This is a genomic window from Bradyrhizobium sp. th-b2, from assembly GCF_000426785.1.
Lineage (GTDB): Bacteria > Pseudomonadota > Alphaproteobacteria > Rhizobiales > Xanthobacteraceae > Bradyrhizobium > Bradyrhizobium septentrionale.
This window is the reverse complement of sequence record NZ_AUGA01000006.1, coordinates 24,686-42,913: the sequence shown is the minus strand read 5'-3', so window position 1 is coordinate 42,913 and position 18,228 is coordinate 24,686. Positions and strand designations below refer to the sequence as shown.

General features: G+C 64.3%; 19 protein-coding genes and 2 pseudogenes. 5 read left to right on the top strand and 16 right to left on the bottom strand.

The window, feature by feature from the left end; genetic code table 11:
- Positions 1-93 precede the first annotated feature (93 nt).
- The 12 genes and pseudogenes from K359_RS0111250 to K359_RS0111195 form a co-directional block, all read right to left on the bottom strand.
- Entirely contained in the window at positions 94-249 is a 156-nt protein-coding gene (locus K359_RS0111250; RefSeq protein WP_165126960.1) for a response regulator, read from the bottom strand.
- A 54-nt stretch (positions 250-303) separates the two neighbouring features.
- On the bottom strand, positions 304-714 hold the full coding sequence (locus K359_RS0111245) for an aminoacyl-tRNA deacylase (RefSeq protein ID WP_245284575.1): 411 nt from the start codon (positions 712-714) through the stop codon (positions 304-306).
- Between the two features lie 123 nt (positions 715-837).
- A complete protein-coding gene (gene bchE / locus K359_RS0111240; RefSeq protein WP_029079437.1) occupies positions 838-2,364 on the bottom strand; it encodes a magnesium-protoporphyrin IX monomethyl ester anaerobic oxidative cyclase in 1,527 nt (508 codons plus the stop codon).
- Positions 2,365-2,477: 113 nt separating this feature from the next.
- Complete coding sequence (locus K359_RS0111235; protein WP_029079436.1) at positions 2,478-3,218, bottom strand: di-trans,poly-cis-decaprenylcistransferase; 741 nt, start codon at positions 3,216-3,218, stop codon at positions 2,478-2,480.
- Positions 3,219-3,248: 30 nt separating this feature from the next.
- The gene (locus tag K359_RS0111230) at positions 3,249-3,671 is read right to left on the bottom strand and encodes a transcriptional regulator (protein WP_035976494.1); all 423 of its coding nucleotides are present in this window, start codon (positions 3,669-3,671) and stop codon (positions 3,249-3,251) included.
- Positions 3,658-4,275: a hypothetical protein gene (locus tag K359_RS0111225; protein WP_029079434.1), complete on the bottom strand. Its 618-nt coding sequence runs from the start codon at positions 4,273-4,275 to the stop codon at positions 3,658-3,660. The genes K359_RS0111230 and K359_RS0111225 overlap by 14 nt, the downstream gene beginning before the upstream one ends.
- 128 nt (positions 4,276-4,403) lie before the next feature.
- A pseudogene (locus K359_RS51685) lies at positions 4,404-4,759 on the bottom strand (DUF1428 domain-containing protein).
- A gap of 107 nt (positions 4,760-4,866) precedes the next feature.
- On the bottom strand, positions 4,867-5,604 hold the full coding sequence (locus K359_RS0111215; RefSeq protein WP_029079433.1) for a thioredoxin family protein: 738 nt from the start codon (positions 5,602-5,604) through the stop codon (positions 4,867-4,869).
- Between the two features lie 26 nt (positions 5,605-5,630).
- Positions 5,631-6,116 (bottom strand): SRPBCC domain-containing protein, encoded by a 486-nt coding sequence (locus K359_RS0111210; protein WP_029079432.1) that lies wholly within the window; start codon positions 6,114-6,116, stop codon positions 5,631-5,633.
- Between the two features lie 137 nt (positions 6,117-6,253).
- Positions 6,254-6,445: pseudogene (locus K359_RS64340) on the bottom strand (ArsR/SmtB family transcription factor); the annotation flags it as partial.
- A 127-nt stretch (positions 6,446-6,572) separates the two neighbouring features.
- A complete protein-coding gene (locus tag K359_RS0111200) occupies positions 6,573-6,863 on the bottom strand; it encodes a DUF3551 domain-containing protein (protein ID WP_029079430.1) in 291 nt (96 codons plus the stop codon).
- A gap of 110 nt (positions 6,864-6,973) precedes the next feature.
- Entirely contained in the window at positions 6,974-7,945 is a 972-nt protein-coding gene (locus tag K359_RS0111195) for a tripartite tricarboxylate transporter substrate binding protein (protein ID WP_029079429.1), read from the bottom strand.
- Between the two features lie 206 nt (positions 7,946-8,151).
- Here K359_RS0111195 and K359_RS0111190 point away from each other — a divergent pair, with 206 nt between their 5' ends.
- Both K359_RS0111190 and K359_RS0111185 read left to right on the top strand, forming a co-directional pair.
- Positions 8,152-8,562 (top strand): VOC family protein, encoded by a 411-nt coding sequence (locus K359_RS0111190; RefSeq protein ID WP_029079428.1) that lies wholly within the window; start codon positions 8,152-8,154, stop codon positions 8,560-8,562.
- Positions 8,563-8,746: 184 nt separating this feature from the next.
- Positions 8,747-10,327, top strand: a complete 1,581-nt coding sequence (locus K359_RS0111185; RefSeq protein ID WP_029079427.1) for an AMP-binding protein — start codon at positions 8,747-8,749, stop codon at positions 10,325-10,327.
- A gap of 98 nt (positions 10,328-10,425) precedes the next feature.
- Here K359_RS0111185 and K359_RS0111180 read toward each other — a convergent pair whose 3' ends face one another.
- The 4 genes from K359_RS0111180 to K359_RS0111165 all read right to left on the bottom strand — a co-directional run bounded on the left by K359_RS0111180 (position 10,426) and on the right by K359_RS0111165 (position 16,006).
- A complete protein-coding gene (locus tag K359_RS0111180) occupies positions 10,426-11,715 on the bottom strand; it encodes a cytochrome P450 (protein WP_029079426.1) in 1,290 nt (429 codons plus the stop codon).
- A gap of 156 nt (positions 11,716-11,871) precedes the next feature.
- Positions 11,872-12,969: an HD-GYP domain-containing protein gene (locus K359_RS0111175; RefSeq protein ID WP_029079425.1), complete on the bottom strand. Its 1,098-nt coding sequence runs from the start codon at positions 12,967-12,969 to the stop codon at positions 11,872-11,874.
- 257 nt (positions 12,970-13,226) lie between these two features.
- Entirely contained in the window at positions 13,227-15,518 is a 2,292-nt protein-coding gene (locus tag K359_RS0111170; RefSeq protein WP_029079424.1) for a molybdopterin cofactor-binding domain-containing protein, read from the bottom strand.
- Positions 15,515-16,006, bottom strand: coding sequence for a (2Fe-2S)-binding protein (locus K359_RS0111165; protein ID WP_026192016.1), 492 nt, complete (start codon positions 16,004-16,006; stop codon positions 15,515-15,517). The genes K359_RS0111170 and K359_RS0111165 overlap by 4 nt, the downstream gene beginning before the upstream one ends.
- A gap of 285 nt (positions 16,007-16,291) precedes the next feature.
- Between K359_RS0111165 and K359_RS0111160 the strand changes: the two genes are divergently transcribed.
- From K359_RS0111160 to K359_RS0111150, 3 genes are read left to right on the top strand one after another with little or no spacing between them, the layout of a single operon-like run.
- On the top strand, positions 16,292-17,077 hold the full coding sequence (locus K359_RS0111160) for an alpha/beta fold hydrolase (protein ID WP_029079423.1): 786 nt from the start codon (positions 16,292-16,294) through the stop codon (positions 17,075-17,077).
- A gap of 21 nt (positions 17,078-17,098) precedes the next feature.
- On the top strand, positions 17,099-17,440 hold the full coding sequence (locus K359_RS0111155; RefSeq protein WP_029079422.1) for a hypothetical protein: 342 nt from the start codon (positions 17,099-17,101) through the stop codon (positions 17,438-17,440).
- Between the two features lie 57 nt (positions 17,441-17,497).
- On the top strand, positions 17,498-18,172 hold the full coding sequence (locus K359_RS0111150; protein WP_029079421.1) for a dienelactone hydrolase family protein: 675 nt from the start codon (positions 17,498-17,500) through the stop codon (positions 18,170-18,172).
- The last annotated feature ends 56 nt before the right edge of the window (positions 18,173-18,228 follow it).

The following is an 18,228-nucleotide window of genomic DNA, read 5'->3' as shown; positions in this document are numbered from 1 at the left end:
CCAATATGACGTTGCCGCCGGAAAAATTCTTCGCGTTGCCTTTTTGAGCATGATCTCTTCGGAAAACCGCTTCACACTTTTCCGGATCATGCTTCAGAAAAACCCCGCGCTGAGATCGAGGCCATAGCTTGCCCTCAACGCCGCGACGAACAACACCGCAAGGACGAACAGCAGAACATGCCGGGCGATGCCGCTCCGAAGTGGATTGGCCGCAAACGCGCGAGCAATCGATTGAGCCAAAGCAGTCATTTGCGACCTCCAGAGCCACGCCCCAAGATTAGGTCGCGCGCAACGCGGCGAGGTTCAATGCGGCTCCCGGAACGGCCGGCGGCGTGGCGATACGCCCTGCTCGGGATCGCGCTGCGTTCGCATTCGATTCTTGAAGCGATGACCGACCACAATCAGCGTGCCCTCTGCACGGATTGCGCTGTCGTCCGTCGGCGCGGGCGACAGATTGTCTTGCGTCACGGCCTCCAGCGCCTGCAGGAACTCGCGTCCGGCCGATGTGATCTGCCAGCCTTCGACGTCACGCAGCACATAGAAGCTGCTGAAGATATCGAGCTCGGGAACCCGCGACGCCAGCCGCTTGATCCGCGCATGCCAATCCTCGCCGCTTGACGAGAGAATGGCGAGGTCGTGCTTGAGTGAATCGAGTGTGGCCCTGCCGCTGACGTGACTGGCCAATATTTTCAGAATCGCAACCTGGATGCTCAACTCGACGCCTCGACCGCCACGGTTCTTTTTGTTCTGCGCAGCCGATCCGGAAATTATCGCGCTGATGACTCCAAGATCCAGTCATCAGCGCCAGTTATCCAGACCCGGAGCAACGGTATCGACTTACGCTGCGCGCGATGTCGCGACGCGGCGCTCGGGCCGCTGCGACGACATCGATTCCTCTTCCATATCCTGTGGCGCGCCCCAAAATTCCCGCACCGTCGGCCCGCTCTTCAGCCTTTTGTCGCGCAGGAAGCCGAGAATTTCGTGCGGCCAGACCCGGCGTCCCATCTGCGTGTACCAGCGCATCGCATGGCGAAGTCCGGCGTCGCGGTGAAACAGCACGCGGAGCAGGGCCTTCGGGCGGCTTTGCAGCACCATCTCCGTGAACTTGAACCAGAGCAGCACGCGCCACGGCGGCATGTGCCGTGTCGCAAGCACCTGATGCTTGTAATCCCAGAGCCGGCGATCGGCCTGAATCACACGCCGCTCGGCCGCAAGACGGAAGTACGGCGTCCAGCGATGCGGCGTGACGTAGAGCATCTGGATCTGATCGGGGTCGTAGGACAGAAGCTGCCGCAGCCCGCGCCAGTGATCGCGATCGGTTTCCTCCTCGAAGCCGACCACCCAGGTTGCCATCGACAGGATGCCGTGCTGGCGCATCAGGCGGATCGCCTCGCGATCGATCGTCGTGGTCGCGCCCTTGCGGATCAGCTCCAGCGTCTTCTCGTCGGTGTTCTCCATGCCGAGCAGGAAGCGCTGCCAGCCCGCCTTCTTGTAGAGATGCAGGATGTCGGCATCGCGCACGATGTCGTCCGCGCGGGTCGAGCCGACCAGGATCAGGTCGACATTCTCCGCGATCAGGGCTTCGAGAAACGTCCGCCAGGCCTTCTTCGAGACGGTCGGATTCTCGTCGGCGAAGTTGATTACCTTGACGCCGTACTCGCGATAGAGCCGCGCCAGCTCCTTGGCGAAACGCACGGGATCGCGATGCCGCCATCGCGTCCAGAAACCGCGCTGACCGCAATAATTGCAGAGATGCGGACAGCCGCGCGAGAACTGCACGACGACGGCGCGCAGGCCGCCCCAATAGCTGTAGCTGTTATGATCGATCAATTCCCAGCCGACGCGATAGGCGTCGAGATCGCGGATCACAGGCGCAGGCGGTGTCACGCGCGGCCCATAGTCATCGCGGAATGCGATGCCGTTGATGATGCGCAGATCGCCGCCGGTCTCCAGCGCCCGCATCAGACGCCGCGCGGTCTCTTCGCCCTCGCCGCGCACGATCGCAGTGACGTAGCGCTCCTCGCGCAGGATCTCGCGCCCATGATAGGTTGGAAACACCCCGCCATAGACGATCCACACATTGGGCACGGCCTTGACGACGGCCTGCGCGACCTCGGCGATGACAGGATGGCCCGACGTCGAGCCGGAATGACCGAACAGGACGGCATCCGGCGAAAACCGCGATGCCTCCGCCACGAGGGCTTCGACCGGCATCGGCCCGAACTCGGCATCGAGAAGACGGACGTCGTGTCCGTCGTCGATCAGCGGCCCGCCGATCGATAGCAGGCCGAGCGGCGGCAGATGGTCGTCGGGAATCCGGCTGCCGATCGCAGGGTGAGGCACGTTGACAAGAAGAATGCGCATGGATGATCGCTCCCGCTTTGGTTGGCGTGATCGTTCGTCCCCGCATCTTGTGGTAGGAGAGCCCAACCCCCCGGCCGGGCTTGAGAAGAGATCAGCAGGCGCGGCTTGACGCGCTAGAGGTTCGGCACCTCCGCCGGCGCGATCGCGGTCAACCCGCCGAAGCGGCGCTCGCGGCGATGGAAGGAGGCGAGCGCGTCAGCGAGATCGTCGGCGTCGAATTCGGGCCACATCCGCTCGGTGAAATGCAGTTCGGCATAGGCACCTTCCCAAAGCAGGAAATCCGACAGCCGCTTCTCGCCCGAGGTGCGGATGATCAGGTCGACGTCGCGCAGGCCGGCCTCGCCGGTGATCAGATCGGCGAAGGTTTCGCGGCTCAACTGACCGACGTCGGCGGCGCGCGCGGCCGCGTTCAGGATCGCATCGCGCGCCGAATAGTCGATGGCGATGCGCAGATGCAGCGTGGTGCCGTCGGAGGTTGCGGCCTCGGCGCGCGTGATCGCGGTCGCGATGCCGTCGGGCAGCCGGTCACGGCGGCCGATCACGGTGAGGCGGACGCCGTTGCGCACCAGGGCCGCGATCTCGTTGGCGAGGTAGAACCGCAGCAGCCCCATCAGCGCCGTGACTTCAGCCTTCGGACGGCGCCAATTGTCGCTCGAGAATGCATAGAGCGTCAGCGTGCCGACGCCCTGGTCCGGCGCGGCCTCGACGATGCGGCGGATCGCCTCGACGCCTGCCTCATGGCCGCGCAGCCGCGACAGGCCGCGCCGCGTCGCCCAGCGGCCGTTGCCGTCCATGATGATGCCGACGTGGAGCCGCATGGCGACCTCCGGCTTGAGCGCAACGTTGCTTTGCATCACAAAGTCTCCGGACAAAAAATGGGATGATCAAACTGGCTGGATACCAAGGCGGGCAGACGCGCCTTCGTCCTTGCCGGCTGCTTTTTCAGGCTTGCCGGCGGACTTTTCAGCCGTGCCGGCGGCCTTGGCCGCATCGCGCACCAACTGCTCGAGCACGGCGAGATAATCGAGGAAGCGGCGGCGGCCGCTCTTGGTCAGGCGGCAGGTGGTGTGCGGGCGATTGCCTTCATAGCCCTTGATGACGTCGACGAGGCCGGCCTCCTGCAGCACCTGCAGATGCCGGCTGAGATTGCCGTCGGTCAGGCCGCAGAGTTGTTTCAGATCGGCAAAGGCGAGCCCTTTCGGATGCGCCATCAGCGAGGTCAACAATCCGAGCCGCGCCTTCTCGTGGATGACGCGGTCGAGGCCATCATAGGCGAATGGCGCGCTGGTCACGTCAGTCTTCGGCATCATGGCCTCCGGAAGCGAAATACAACAGTGCTGCGATCAGCAACTGGCCGATCGCGAAGGGCAGTCCCATGGTCCAGGGCGATAGCGCGTGGCTCTGGCTTGCGATCAGCAGCACCGTGAAGCCGGACAGGAAATACCAGGCGCCTCCGAACGCGATGCTGCGCGGCAGCAGGCGGACCGAGGCGAACACGCCGAGGCTGACCAGCACCTGCCACAGGCCGGGCAGCATCCACAGCGTCTCAGGCGCGAATTTCCATTGCAGGATCGCGAGCAGCACGCCGGCAATCGCTGCCGGAACGAACTGCTCGATCGCCTGCTGCACCATCGCGTCGGCGAGGCCGGAATGATGCCGCCGCGAGCGCGCCTGCATCTCGGTCCAGATCAACCCCGCGGACAGCAGCGCGGCCGCCGCCCAGCCCGCGAGGAACGCGATCGGATGCCCGGTCGGATCGTCGAGCCAGAGATATTGCGCAAGCGCCGTGACGAGCGCGATGCCGCTGGTGGCCGCAACCGTCGCCGGCCCGTAGCCGCGGAATGCGGTTCCGGCCGCAATCTGGTTGCGGATCGCGAGAATGTCGGCCAACGCCTTGTCGAGATCACGCATGATTCGCCCGGACTTTGTATTGCAAAGTATACGGGATCACCAAGTAAACGCAAGCGGCATCGCGCCGCCTGCCGATCGGCATGTTTAACGGCCGGTTACCGCACCGATTGCGGCGAATGTGCGCCGCCTCACACCTTCACGAGGTTCGCAAAGCCGCCATAGATCATCCGGTTGGCATCGAACGGCACATCGCCCTTGCCCATCGACGCCAGGCGCGGATCGGCCATCACCTTGGCGTTGATCCTGTCGCGCTGGGCGCGCGACTTGTAGGTGATCCAGGCGAACACGACAGTTTCGCCGGCCTTCAGTTTCACGCTTGCGGAAACGACGTCCATTTTCCGGGCTTGACGTCGTCGGCAACCCATTCGCGATAATCCAGCGCGCCATGTTCGCGCCAGACCTTGCCGGCCTTCTTCGAGAGCTGCGCATAGGCTTTGAGTTTCTTCTTCGGCACAGCGACGACGAAACCATCGACATAGGGCATTGGCACTTCCTGCTGTTGTTGGTGTCATTGCGAGGAGCGAAGCGACGAAGCAATCTATTTCGACGCTTGCGGCGCGATGGATTGCTTCGCTTCGCTCGCAATGACAATCAGCTATGACAGCAGGATGCCTGAACGGGCGCCGGTTGGTACTGGTCACGTAGCCGCACCCAATCCATCGGATACGGCAAGCCCTCCTCATGACGGCCGAGCGGCGTGAGGTCGAGATAGTGATAGGCCGCATTCATCATGTCGAGGCCGCGCGCGAAGGTCGAGTAGGTGTGGAACACGCTGCCGGTCTCGTCGCGGAAGAAGACGCTGATTCCCGGCAGCTCGGGTCCGTAGGGCGGGGTCGTGCCATAATTGTATTGCGCGTTCCCTGCGTCGATCTGCTGACGCGTGAACGAGACGCCATAGTCATAGTTGAAATCATTGTCGCCGGCTGAGATCCAGTCGAAGGTCCAGCCCATCCGCTCCTTGAATGCCTCGAGCTTGGCGAGCGGCGCCAGCGAGATCGCGATCATCGTGGTGTCTCGCGCGGCAAGATGCGGAACCATGCGCTCGAAGCCATCGACCCAGAACGAGCAGCTCTTGCACGCTTCGTCCCAGTCCGGCGCGAACATCACGTGCTGCACCACAAGCTGCGGCCTGCCCTTGAAGAGATCGCCGAGCGTCACCCTGCCATCGGGTCCGTCGAACACATAATCCTTGTCGACCTTGACCCAAGGCAGTTCGCGGCGCTGCCGGCTCAGCGCTTCGCGGGCTTGCGTCAGCTCCTTCTCGCGCGCCATCAGCGCCTTGCGGGCGGCAATCCATTCCTCGCGCGACACGATGTTGTGCTGTTGCATGGGGTTCTCCTTGGGATGCTCCCTGTTCAGGCGTCGACGAAGTGTTCGAGATTGCCGAGGAATTCGGTCCAGCCGCGTTGGTGGTTGTCGCGGGCGGTCTCATCGACGAACTGCGCGTGATGGAAAGTGAGCAACGTGCCGCCGGCATCCGGCCTGATCGACACCGTCACCTCGGACTCGCGCTCCGGGGTCGAATGCCAGGCCCAGCTGAACACCAGCCTTTCGTTCGGCACCACCTCGCGATAGACGCCGCCGACCTCGTGATATTCCCCGTTGGTGCCGGTGAACTTGATCCGGTAGCGCCCGCCGACGCGGACATCGAGCTCGGCCTGGGTCGTGCCGGGCTTGACCTGCCCCGGACCGAACCACCGCGCTAGGTTTTCCGGCTCGGTCCACGCGGCGTAGACTTTCTCCGGCCGCGCGCGGAGCCGCCGGGTGAGGGTGAGGCTTGGACGCGCGGCGAGGCCGGCGTCGGCGGCGAATGCGGATTTGTTGGCCGATTGATTGACCATGGGTCTTCCTCCACAAAAGCGGCAAGGCGATCGAGATTGTCGGACCAGAATTGCGCATAGCGATTGAGCCAGTTCATCGCCTGCTCCATCGGCCTGGCGGTGAGCCGGCAGGCCACCGTGCGGCCGGTCTTTTCGCGCGCGACCAAGCCTGCATCCGTGAGCACGTCGAGATGCTTCATGATCGCCGGCAATGACATCGCGAATGGCTGCGCCAGTTCGCTCACCGACAGGCTGTCCTGCTCGCCGAGCCGGGCCAGCAGCGCCCGGCGGGTGGGATCGGAAAGCGCCGCGAAGGTGCGGTCCAGCGTTTCGTCCTGATCCTTAACCATAAGGTTTAGTATAGACGCAAACGGCGCGGCGTCAAGCGGGCGTTTTCACGATCGCGTCAAGGCCGCGGCAGCATCGGGCGAGGTGGTTGGAACGATTGCAGGCTGAGAGCGGAAATTGCTCAGGCGGCTACTGCCGGTGGTGCCGATGCCGGTGCCAGCGACGGTGCGGCCGCGGTTCCGCTTGCAATTGGGGGCGAAACAGGAAGCGCGGATTTTCTCCGCAGGCGAGATAGCGTCCCGACACGCTCGCGAGGCACTGATCATAGGTCTGATAGGCGCATTCGCCGGGATAGCCGAGGCTCGGGCCCTGCGCGCACCACGGATAGTCATAGGGATCGGCGGAGGCAGGCGTGACGCTCGCCGCACCGGCAAGCGTCATCGTTGCAAGGACAAGCACTGCCAATTGCGATCTGCGCATGATCCGAATCACTCCGACTTCCCGAGATGCCGCAGTTAGTGAAGTGCGGCGTCTCGGGCAAGCGTCTGAAGGGCATCCGTTTCGCGTCAGCGCCGCAGAAGGTGCGAGGCCTACTCGACCTTGAGGCCGGCGAACTCGACCACCTTCTTCCATTTGTCGGTCTCGGCCTTGATGTCGTTGCCGAAGGCGTCCGGTGCCTGGATCAGCGAGTCGCCGCCGAGCTCGACCAGACGCTTCCGCATGTCGGGTTCGGCGAGAACGGCGTTGATCTCGCTGTTGAGCCTGGCGATCAGTTCCTTCGGCGTGTTCTTCGGCGCACCCATGCCGAACAGCGCGCTCGCCTCATAGCCCTTCACGGTGTCGGCGATCGCCGGCACGTCGGGCAGTTGCGAGGAGCGCTCGGTCGTCGTCACGCCAAGCGCGCGCAGCGAACCGGAACGGATGTGCTGGATGATCGAGGGCATGTTGTCGAAGATCACCTGCACCTGACCGCCGAGCATGTCGGTGATCGCAGGCGCGGCGCCTCGGTACGGCACGTGCTGCATCTTGCAGCCGGTCATCGACATGAACATCTCGCCGGAGAGATGCACCGAGGTGCCGTTGCCAGACGAGGCCATGTTGACCTTGCCGGGATTGGCCTTCACGTACTCGATGAACTCGGCGACGTTCTTCGCCGGCACGTCCTTGTTGACGGTCATCACGTTCGGCACGCGATTAAAGGAAGCGACCGGCGCGACGTCGCGCACGAAGTTGAACTTCAGATTGGCGTAGAGCGAGGCGTTGATGTAGTTCGCCGGATTGACCAGCAGCACGGTGTAGCCGTCTGGCTCGGCGTTGATCGCAGCCTCGGTGCCGATATTGTTGCCGGCGCCCGGCTTGTTCTCGATCACGAATTGCTGGCCGAGCTTCTCCGACAGCCGTTGCCCGACCAGCCGCGCGATGATGTCGGTGGCGCCGCCGGGCGGATAGCCCACGATCCAGCGCACCGGCCGCGCCGGATAGTCGGCGGCGGACGCGCGGCCGATCGCGAATGTCGAAATCCCCGACCCGATCAGGCCCAGCGCGGTACGGCGTGAAATCATGAAGTTTCTCCCGATCCAGCAGGGTTTGGCGCCCTGCCCGTTTCTGTTGCGTTGCGTGCGGCGCGGTTTTAACAAACAATGTCTGAAGCGGCCAGTGCGACACGTGCGCCACCGACCGCGACGAAAGGCTAAGCTTCGGCTCCGATTGCATCAGAACCGAAGCGCTGAATTCTTGTATTGAGACTCTGGACCGAAAAGGATCGCGCATGTCCGTCAAGGTGAATGGGCTCGACCATCTCGTGATCAACGTCACCGATGTCGTGCGCTCGGTTGCCTGGTACAGCAGGATCCTTGGCATGGAGGTGAAGGTGTTCGACCCCGGCAACGGCAAGACACCGCGCACCTCGCTGGTGTTCGGCAACCAGAAGATCAATGTGCGGCCGCGCGATGCCGACAAGGTGGACTGGTTCACCGCCGATCACGAAGCGGCGGGCAGCGACGATCTCTGCTTCCTGACCTCGAGCACACCGGAGGAAGTGGTCGCGCATCTGAAGGCCAATGGCGTCAAGATCGAGGAAGGCCCGGTGGCCAAGCAGGGTGCGCGCGGCACGCTGCGTTCGGTCTATTGCCGCGACCCCGACGGCAGCCTGATCGAGATCTCGTCGTATCAGGACTGACGCTTAAGGCCGTTATCCGGGGCGATGTGAAGCATCGAACCATGACGCGCAATTGCGCGCCTGAGGTTCGCGCTGTTGCGCCTCGCGGAAATATATCAGAATTTGCCCGCGGCCGCGCACGGTGGCACAAGGGCTGCCGACAAGAACAAGCAAGCAGCCGCTGAAGCGGCGCGCGGGAGGACATATGACCAATGCAAAGCCAGTGCCGGGCGTCGTGGGACCGTTTGCGGGGCTCGACGTGCCATGGCTGCTCAGGATGCGCGCCGAGGTGCGCCGCGATCATCCGTTCCTGATCTGGGCCCCGTTCGATGCGCCGGCGCGGCGCTGGAGCTACGGCGAATTCCGCGAGCGTGTTGGCGCGCTGGCCGCGGGCCTCGCCAGGCGCGGCATCAGGCAGGGCGACTATGTCCTGATCCATCTCGATAATTGCATCGAGGCGATCATGTCGTGGTTCGCCTGCGTCGAGCTCGGCGCCATTGCCGTCACCACCAACACCCGCTCGGCTGCGGCCGAGATCGAGTACTTTGCCGGCCATTGCGGCGCTGTCGCCGCGATCACCCAGCCGGCCTATGCCGAACTGATTGCCACGAACTGCAAGGGCCTGCGCTGGATCGCGGTGACCTCGCATGATGCGGGGCAAGCGCCGGCACAGGCGCCCGCGCGCGGCGACAGTTTTGAGGCGCTGTTTGCCGACAGCGCCGACCGGCCGCAGCGCCCGACCGATCCGCTCGCTCCCTGCAGCGTGCAATACACCTCCGGCACCACATCGCGGCCGAAGGCGGTGCTGTGGACCCATGCCAACGCATTGTGGGGCGCCAAGATCAATGCGGCGCATCAGGACCTGCACGCCTTTGATGTGCACCAGACCTACCTGCCGCTGTTTCACACCAACGCGCTGGCCTATTCGATGCTGGCGAGCCTGTGGGTCGGCTCGACCTGCGTGATCCAGCCGCGCTTCTCGGCGAGCCGGTTCTGGCCGGTGGCGCTCGAGCACGGCGCGACCTGGACCTCGACGATCCCGTTCTGCATGAAGGCGCTGCTCGAGCAGGAGGTCCCCAAGAATCACAAGTTCAGGCTCTGGGGCACCGCGGTGAACGAGCCGCCCGCATTCGCGGTGTTCGGCGTCAAGATCATCGGCTGGTGGGGCATGACCGAGACTATCACCCACGGCATCATCGGCGAGGTCGACCAGCCGAACACGCCGATGTCGATCGGCCGCGCTGCACCCGAATACGAAATCCGCATCACCAATGATGACGGCACGCCGACCGGCGTCGGCGAGACCGGCAATCTGCTGATCAAGGGCATTCCCGGCCTGTCGCTGTTCGCCGAATATCTGCACAGCGAGAAGGCCACACGCGAGAGCTTTGACGAGCACGGCTATTTCGTCACCGGCGACCGCGTCACGCTGCTCGAGCGCGGCTATATCAGGTTCGGCGATCGGTCCAAGGACATGCTGAAGGTCGGCGGCGAGAATGTCGCGGCCTCCGAGATCGAACAGGTGATCGCGGTGGTGCCGGGGGTGCGCGAAGCCGCCGTCGTGGCGAAGAAGCACCCGATGCTGGACGAGGTGCCGGTCGTCTTCATCATCCCGCAGGCCGGCGTCGCGGCGTCGCCCGCCGATCTGCACGATAAGGTCATGACCGCCTGCCGCGCGGCGCTTGCCGACTTCAAGGTGCCGCGGGAAATCCGCTTCGTCGACGAGATGCCGCGCTCGACGCTGGAGAAGGTCGCGAAGGCGGAGCTGAGGAAGATGCTGGAGTGACGGCGACGTCGTTCCGGGGCGATGCAAGGCATCGAACCCGGAACCTCGAGATTCCGGGTCTGGTCCTTCGGACCATCCCGGAATGACGGTGGAAGATCTCAATTCACCTCGAACCGGATCGGCAGCTTCTTCGGGCCGTTGACAAAATAGGCCTGCGTCATCTTCACCTCGCCGTCGAGCGACAGCGATTTCAGATGCGGCAGCAACTCCTCGAACAGGATACGCATCTCGAGCTTGGCGAGATACTGGCCGAGACAGAGATGCGCGCCGTAGCCGAACGCGACATGGCGGTTGGGCTTGCGGTCGCTGCGGAAGCGATAGGGTTCCTCGAACACCTCCTCGTCGCGATTGCCCGAGGCGTAGCACAGCATCAGCCAGTCGCCTTTTGCGATCTCGCGGCCGCCGAGCTCGGTGTCGGCGGTGGCCGAGCGCATGAAGTGCTTGACTGGGGTCATCCAGCGGATCGCCTCGTCGACCAGGCCCGGGATCAGTTCCGGATTGGCCTTCACCCTGGCGAATTCCGCGGGGTCGTTCGCCAGCGCCCAGATCGCGCCCGCGGTCGAGGATGAGGTGGTGTCGTGGCCCGCGGTTGCGACGATCATGTAATAGCTGGTCTGATCGTGCTCGGGCATATAGTCGCCGCCGATCTTCGCGTTGGCGATGACGGTGGCGAGATCCTCGCGCGGGTTCTGGCGGCGATTTTCGGTGATCGTGCGGAAGTAAGCGGAAAAGTCGGCGATGATCGCCTGCAACATCACGGAGACTTGTTCCGCGCTCAGCGCGTCGCGGACGCGCGCGGTGTCGGGATCCTGTGGACCGAACAGCTCCTGCGTCAGCTTGAGCATGCGCGGCTCGTCCGCCTCCGGCACGCCGAGGATCTCCATGATGACGTGCAGCGGATAGCCGAGCGCGACGTCCTCGACGAAATCGCAGGCGCCGCCGCGGTCGAGCATGCGCTGCACCGTGGCCCGCGCGATCTCGCGGACGCGGCCTTCGAACTTGCCGAGATTGGCCGGCATGAACCAGCCCTGCGTCAGCGCGCGGTATTTCGGATGGTCGGGCGCATCCATCTGCACCAGCGAACGCACCAGATTGGGCCCGCCGGTGATCTTGCGAACGCGTTCCTCGAGCGCCTGGTTGGTCAGCGTGGTCGGCCGGTCGGCGTTGTGGAACAGGTCGTTCTGGCGGCTGATCGCCTGGATATGCGCGTGCTTGGTCACCACCCAGAACGGATCAAATTTCTCCGGCCGGGCGATGCCGAGCGGGTTGTTGGCGCGCAGCCAGCGATAGGCGTCGTGGATGCGATCGTCGGCATAGGCGACCGGATCAACGAGGGTTGCCGCGATGTCTGCGGGGATGTCGAGATCCCCGGTCGTTGCCGTGTCCATGATCGTCCTCAACCGCCAAAGCATCGGTCGCGCCGATGATCACCGGAATCTAGGCGGAGGTAAGGACGCGGACTTGCGTTGATTGGCTAAACACTTCACCTCCGCGTCATTGCGAGGAGCGAAGCGACGAAGCAATGACGCGGAGGCCGTTGCGGCTCAATAATGCCCGAACGCCACCGGGCGGAATGCCTGCAGCAATTGCTGGTCGAGCTTGCCGCCCATCTCCTCCATCATGGAGAACGCCTTGGCGTGGGTGAACTGCAGCCGGTAGGCGCGCTTCTCGACCAGGGCGGCATAGACATCGACGATCGTGGTGACGCGGACGATGTCGCTGATCTGGTTGCCGCTGAGGCCGTTGGGATAGCCGGTGCCGTCGAGGAACTCGTGATGGTGCAGGATCACGTCGAGCATTTCCGGCGGGAAGCCGCCCTGCGCGGACAGCGCCTCATAGCCGCGGCGCGGATGCTCGCGCATCTCGGCCATTTCCTCGACCGTCAGCGCGCTGGGCTTGTCGAGCAGCGCAACCGGAACGAAGGCCTTGCCAACATCGTGCAGCAGCGCGGCCCGGGCGAGCCGGCGCTGGTCGTCCTCGCGCATGCCGAGATGCTGCGAGAACGCCACCGCGAAGCCGGTCACGAACAGGCAATGGCGATAGGTCTCCTGGTGATGGCAGCCGACCGTGGTCAGCCATTCGCGCAGTGAATTGTGCTTGATCGCCTTGAGGATCTTGTTCTCGGCGGCGACGATGTCCTCGAACTTGAGCGGCTCGCCGGCGCGCATCCGCTCGAACATCTTGACCATCACGCCGTGCGCGGCCTCGACGCCGCGGTTGAGCGCCTTGCCGCGGTCGGTCTCGTCATAGCCGCTGTTGTCGGGGAATGCGGCGCGGATGCGCTGCAGGATGCCGCGCGCATCGAACGGCCGCGAGATCGTGTCGGTGGCGCCGAGCGCCCAGGCCTGCATCGAGGCGTGATGCAGCGCATCCGCCAGCACGAACAGCCGCGGCATCTCGCGATAGGCGTCGGCCTGCAGCTTGGCGCGAACCAGCTGCACGGCTTCGGGCGAGCGCAGGTTGATGTCGACGACGATGCCGGAGAGATCGCGGGCCGGCTGCTCGGGAATATCCGAGGTCGGAATGGTATCGACCTCGCCCACCGAGCGCAGGATGCTGGCGAGTTCGTTGCTTTGATCGCTTCGATCTGACGCCAGCAGGAGACGGCGCTTCGAAGTCTGGTTATTGGCCAAGGCAGTCATGACATCCCCGTCGCGGTAACGACCGACGCCGGACGCTACCTGACGATGCGTTCCCTCCGACTTAATGGGGATGCTGAACGGCGGTTAAGCGCAATGGATACAATTTGAGCGACCGCAAAATCCGCCAGCAGAATCAGGTCCGCCGAAACTGCAGCGAGCCGGCGGCAGCAGCGGCGGATCATGAATTTTGCGGCGCCGGTCAAGAAAAAACGCCGGAGAGCTGTCGCGCTCTCCGGCGTCTTCATTCGTTCAGGCCATCAAGCCTTCTTCATCGCAGACTTCACGGCCTCCGCGGTGATCGGCAGACCGCGGACGCGGGCGCCGACCGCGTTGAAGACGGCGTTGCCGATCGCCGGCGCCACCACCGTCACCGCAGGCTCGCCGACGCCGGTCGCCTTCTCGCCATTGGCGATGACGTTGACCGCGACTTCCGGCAGCTGGCTCATCCGCAGCGGCGTGTACGTGTCGAAGTTGGTCTGCTCGATGCCGCCGTCCTTCAACGTCGCCTTCTCGAACAGCGCAAGCGACATGCCCCACAGCGCCGCGCCCTCGACCTGGGCCCGGATGCCATCGGGATTCACCTGCGTACCGACGTCGGTCGCCACCGTCAGCTTCTTCACCGTCACCTCGCCCGATGGCGCAACCGCAACATGGGCGACGCAGGCGGTCCAGCTCGCCGTGGCGCGCTCCTGCGACGACACGCAGGCCACGCCCATGCCTTCGCCCTTGGGCAGTTGCTTGGTGCCATAGCCGGCGAGGCCCATCGCAGCGAGCAGAGTGTTGCGGAGACGCTGCGCGCCGCCGTCATTCTTGCCCTTGCCGTCGAGCAACGAGATGCGCAGCTGCGCCGGGTCCTTGCCGGTCGCATGCGCGATCTCGTCGATCATGCTTTCGACCGCCCAGAACGTCCAGCCCGGCGCCACCGAACGGAGCTGACCCGACGGGGTGGCGTTGTGCGCCATCTCGTTCTTGATCGCCCGCACGTAGTGGTTGGGCACGGTGTAGAAGAAGTCCGCCCCGTTCACGGTGAACGAGTCGAGCGGGCCCTTCTTGTCGACCGATGGCGTGAGGAAATCAGGGATTCCCCAACGCTGGGTCGGCCAGGCCGAGACCACGTCATGGCTCAGCGCGACGATCTTGCCGTCGCCGTCCATGCCGGCTTTCACCTTCTGCAAGGTCAACGGACGCGAGAAGTCCATCGTCATGTCGTTCTCGCGCGAGTAGATGACCTTGACCGGCTTGCCGACGGCTTTGGCCGCCTGCACCGCCGGCACCATCATGTCGGCGTCGAGACGCCGGCCGAAGCCGCCGCCCAGCCACATCTGGTGCATCACCACGAACTTCGGATCGATCCCGGCGGCGCCGGCTGCGATCGCACCGGAGCGCGTCGCGAACTGGTTGCCGGAATAGATATGCAGGATGTCGCCCTTGAACTCCGCGGTGGCGTTCATCGGCTCCATCGGCGCGTGGATATTGATGTTGGTGGTGTATTCCGCCTCCAGCACCTTGGCCGCCGTGCCGAACGCCGCGTTCGGATCGCCGTCCTTGACGAAGAACTCGCCGGAATCGCTCAGCCCCTGCAGCCGCTTGGCCTCGGTGAACAGCGATTCGCTCGACAGTTTTGCGTTCGGGCCGCTGTCATAGCTGATCTTCAGCGCCTCGGCCGCCTTCTTCGCCTGCGCGAAGGTATTGGCGACCGCGACGACCCAACCGGTCGTGGTTGCGGTCTTGTCGTCGAGGGTGACGGCCTTGATGAAGCCCGGCAGCTTCTTGGCCGCGCTATCGTCGACCGACTTCACGGTGGCGCCGTAACGCACCGGCGGAGTGACCAGCGCGCCGTAGACCATGCCCGGCACCATCACGTCGATGCCGTATTTGGCCGTGCCGTTGACCTTCAACGGAATGTCGATCTGCGGCACTGAGACGCCGATCATGGTGTACTGATCGGGCGTCTTCAGCTTCAGCGCCTTCAGGTCATCCGCCGTGAAGGTCTTGGTCGCCTTGCCGCTCTTCACCACGTCGGCAAACGACATCGACTTCTTCGACTTCGGATGGCTGATCGTCGATGCGCGTACCACCAGCTCACCGGCCGGCACGCCCATCGCGGCCGCCGCCGCCTCGGTCAATGCGATCCGGCCGGCAGCGCCGGCGCGGCTCATGGCGTCGAAGTTCATCATCGTCGACCAGCTGCCGCCGGTGATCTGCGCGCCCAGCACGGGATCGTTGAACTTCGGATCGTTGGAGGCGAGCTGGACCCGCATGTCCTTCCAGTTCGCGCCGAGCTCTTCGGCCACGATCTGCGCCATGGTCGAGGCGACGTGCTGACCCATATCGGCCTTGCCGCAGGTCACGGTGACGAGACCGTCGGGCGCGATCGAGTACCAGACGCTCGGCTCGAAAGTGGCGGGTGCGGGCGCCGCGAGCGCCTGGTCGATGCCGGGCACGGCGGCGTAGCCGAGCACGAGGCCGGTTGCAGCGGTGCCGACCAGGAAGGAGCGGCGGCTGAGATCGGTCGTCTCGGGAGCGAGGCTTTTCACGTGCTTGTTCATGTGGCCCTCCGCTCGGATCCGGTGGCCGATGCAGTGCGCATGTCGGACGCAGCACGCATGATCGCCTTCTGGATTCGTGAATAGGTCATGCAACGGCAGAGATTGCCGTCCATATGCGCGACCACTTCCTCTTTCGTCGGGTTGGTGTTCTTCGACAGCAGCGCCGCCGCTTGCATGATCTGCCCGGACTGGCAGTAGCCGCATTGCGGCACCTGCTCGGCGACCCAGGCCTTCTGCAAGGGATGATCGCCCTTGGCGGAGAGTCCTTCGATGGTGGTGATCTTCTTGCCGACGGCGTCGGCGACGGAGGTCTGGCAGGACCGCACCGCTTCGCCGTTGACGTGAACCGTGCAGGCGCCACAGAGACCGGCGCCGCAACCGAATTTGGTGCCCGTCATCTGCAATTGCTCGCGGATGACCCAAAGCAGCGGCGTGTCATTGGCCGCTTCGACGGACATATTCCGTCCGTTGATATTGAGATTTGGCATCTCTCTCCCCTTCCGGTGTCGGAAGCCGCTTACGGCGGCTACTCACTGTTGGGTCACGCCTGGCGCCCACCGGGTAAGCGACAGTTGCCGAAACAATGATCCGGTTCCCGGCTGGAGGCAATCCAATTTGGAATTGATCGAAAAGAATAAATATCGAAAACTGCCTGTTGTGCGATGCGGCAACGGCATGAAGCTTTTGAAATGCCAGTATTGATGCCGTATCGATGCCCTACCAAGGTCGGTAGCGCTGCCGGACCTGAGATCGACAACAGAAGGAGCCCGTCAATGGCCAAACTCAACCGCAGCGGCGTCGATATCTATTACGAGATCCACGGTAGCGGCCCGCCCCTGATCCTCACCCACGGCCATTCGTCGACCTCGGCAATGTGGCAGGGCCAGATCGAGGCGCTGTCGAAACGGCACAAGCTCATATTGTGGGACATGCGCGGGCACGGGCTATCAGACTATCCCGACAATCCGGATGCCTACAGCGAAGCGGCGACGGTCGGCGATATCGCCGCCCTGCTCGACGCCGCCGGCGCCGACAAGGCAATCGTCGGCGGCCTGTCGCTCGGCGGCTACATGTCGCTGGCCTTTCATCGCGCCCATCCGGAGCGGGTGCGCGCGCTATTGATCATCGACACCGGCCCGGGCTTCAAGAAGGACGACGCCCGCGAGGTCTGGAACCAGCGCGCCCGCGACACCGGCGACCGGTTCGATCGCGAAGGGCTCGAGGTGCTGAAATCGCTGAGCGCCGAGCGCGCCTCGGTCACGCATCGCAACGCCCGGGGCCTCGCGCTCGCCGCGCGCGGCATGCTGGCGCAGCGCGACGCGCGGGTGATCGAATCATTGCCCGAGATCAAGGTGCCTTCGCTGGTCGTGGTTGGCGCCGACGACACGCCGTTCCTGGCCGCCTCCGACTACATGGCGGCGAAAATCCCGGGCGCGCAGAAGGCCGTGATTCCGAATGCCGGCCACGCGGTCAACATCGACCAGCCGCAGGCCTTCATCGCCGCGGTGCTGCCGTTCCTCGATGGCCTTGAGGCCGGCGTGCCAGGAAAGGCCAAGTGAAGAACCCGTGAAGGACAAGCCATGAAATCGATCGCCATCGCCCTGCTGCTCGTGGCGGCCGCAACAGACGCGAGCGCCGAGAAGCTGCCGCCGTTCGGCGGCCCGGCCACGCCGACCTTCACCGCGACGCTGTCGAACACCACACCGCTGGTGTTCGGGATGGGCGTCGCGGACGCGCAACGCGCGCTCGGCACCCCCTTCACCTATGTCCGCGGACGGCCCGGCAACGAGATTTTCCTGACGTTCCGCGATATCGGCGGCAGCGGACTGTTTCCACACCGCGACCGTCTCTATCTGCAATTCCGCAAGGGCCGGCTCGCCGGCTGGAAAGGCGACTGGGGCGAGAACTGGATGTGGCGATAGAGCTTCGAACGCGTCACCAAGACCTTCATGCAACCCCCAACATGACAAGGATGGACCATGGGACAAGATATCAAACTGAAAGCATCCGACGGATTTGAACTCGGCGCCTATCGCGCCGATCCGGCCGGCGCGCCGAAGGGCGCGATCGTCGTGATCCAGGAGATTTTTGGCGTCAATCACCACATCCGCTCGGTCTGCGACCGGCTGGCGAAGGAAGGCTATGTCGCGGTTGCGCCGTCGATCTTCGACCGCATCACGCCGAACTTCCAGAGCGGCTATTCCCCCGATGAGGTCGCCGAAGCGCGCAAATTCGTCGCCAACCCGGACTTTGCCGCGATGCTGCGCGACAGCCAGGCGGCGATCGATGCGGTGAAACCGGTCGGGCCGGTCGGCATCATCGGCTTCTGTCTCGGCGGCAGCATCGCCTATGCCGCCGCCACCAAGCTGACCGGCCTCTCGGCCGCGATCGGCTATTACGGCGGCGCGGTCGTGCGCTTCGCCGACGACAAGCCGACGGTGCCGACGCAGCTGCATTTCGGCGAGAAGGATGCCGGCATTCCCTTGAGCGATGTCGAGACCATCAAGTCGAAGCGCCCCGAGGTCGAAATCTTCATCTATCCGGGCGCGCAGCACGGCTTCCATTGCGACGAACGCGCGAGCTACGACAAGGCGAGCGCCGACATCGCCTGGCCGCGCAGCATGGAATTTTTCGCGAAGCATCTGAAGAAGTAGCGTCAGTCATTGCCGGGCGTAGCCGTCCAAAGGACGGCGTCGCTTCCGCTCGCCTA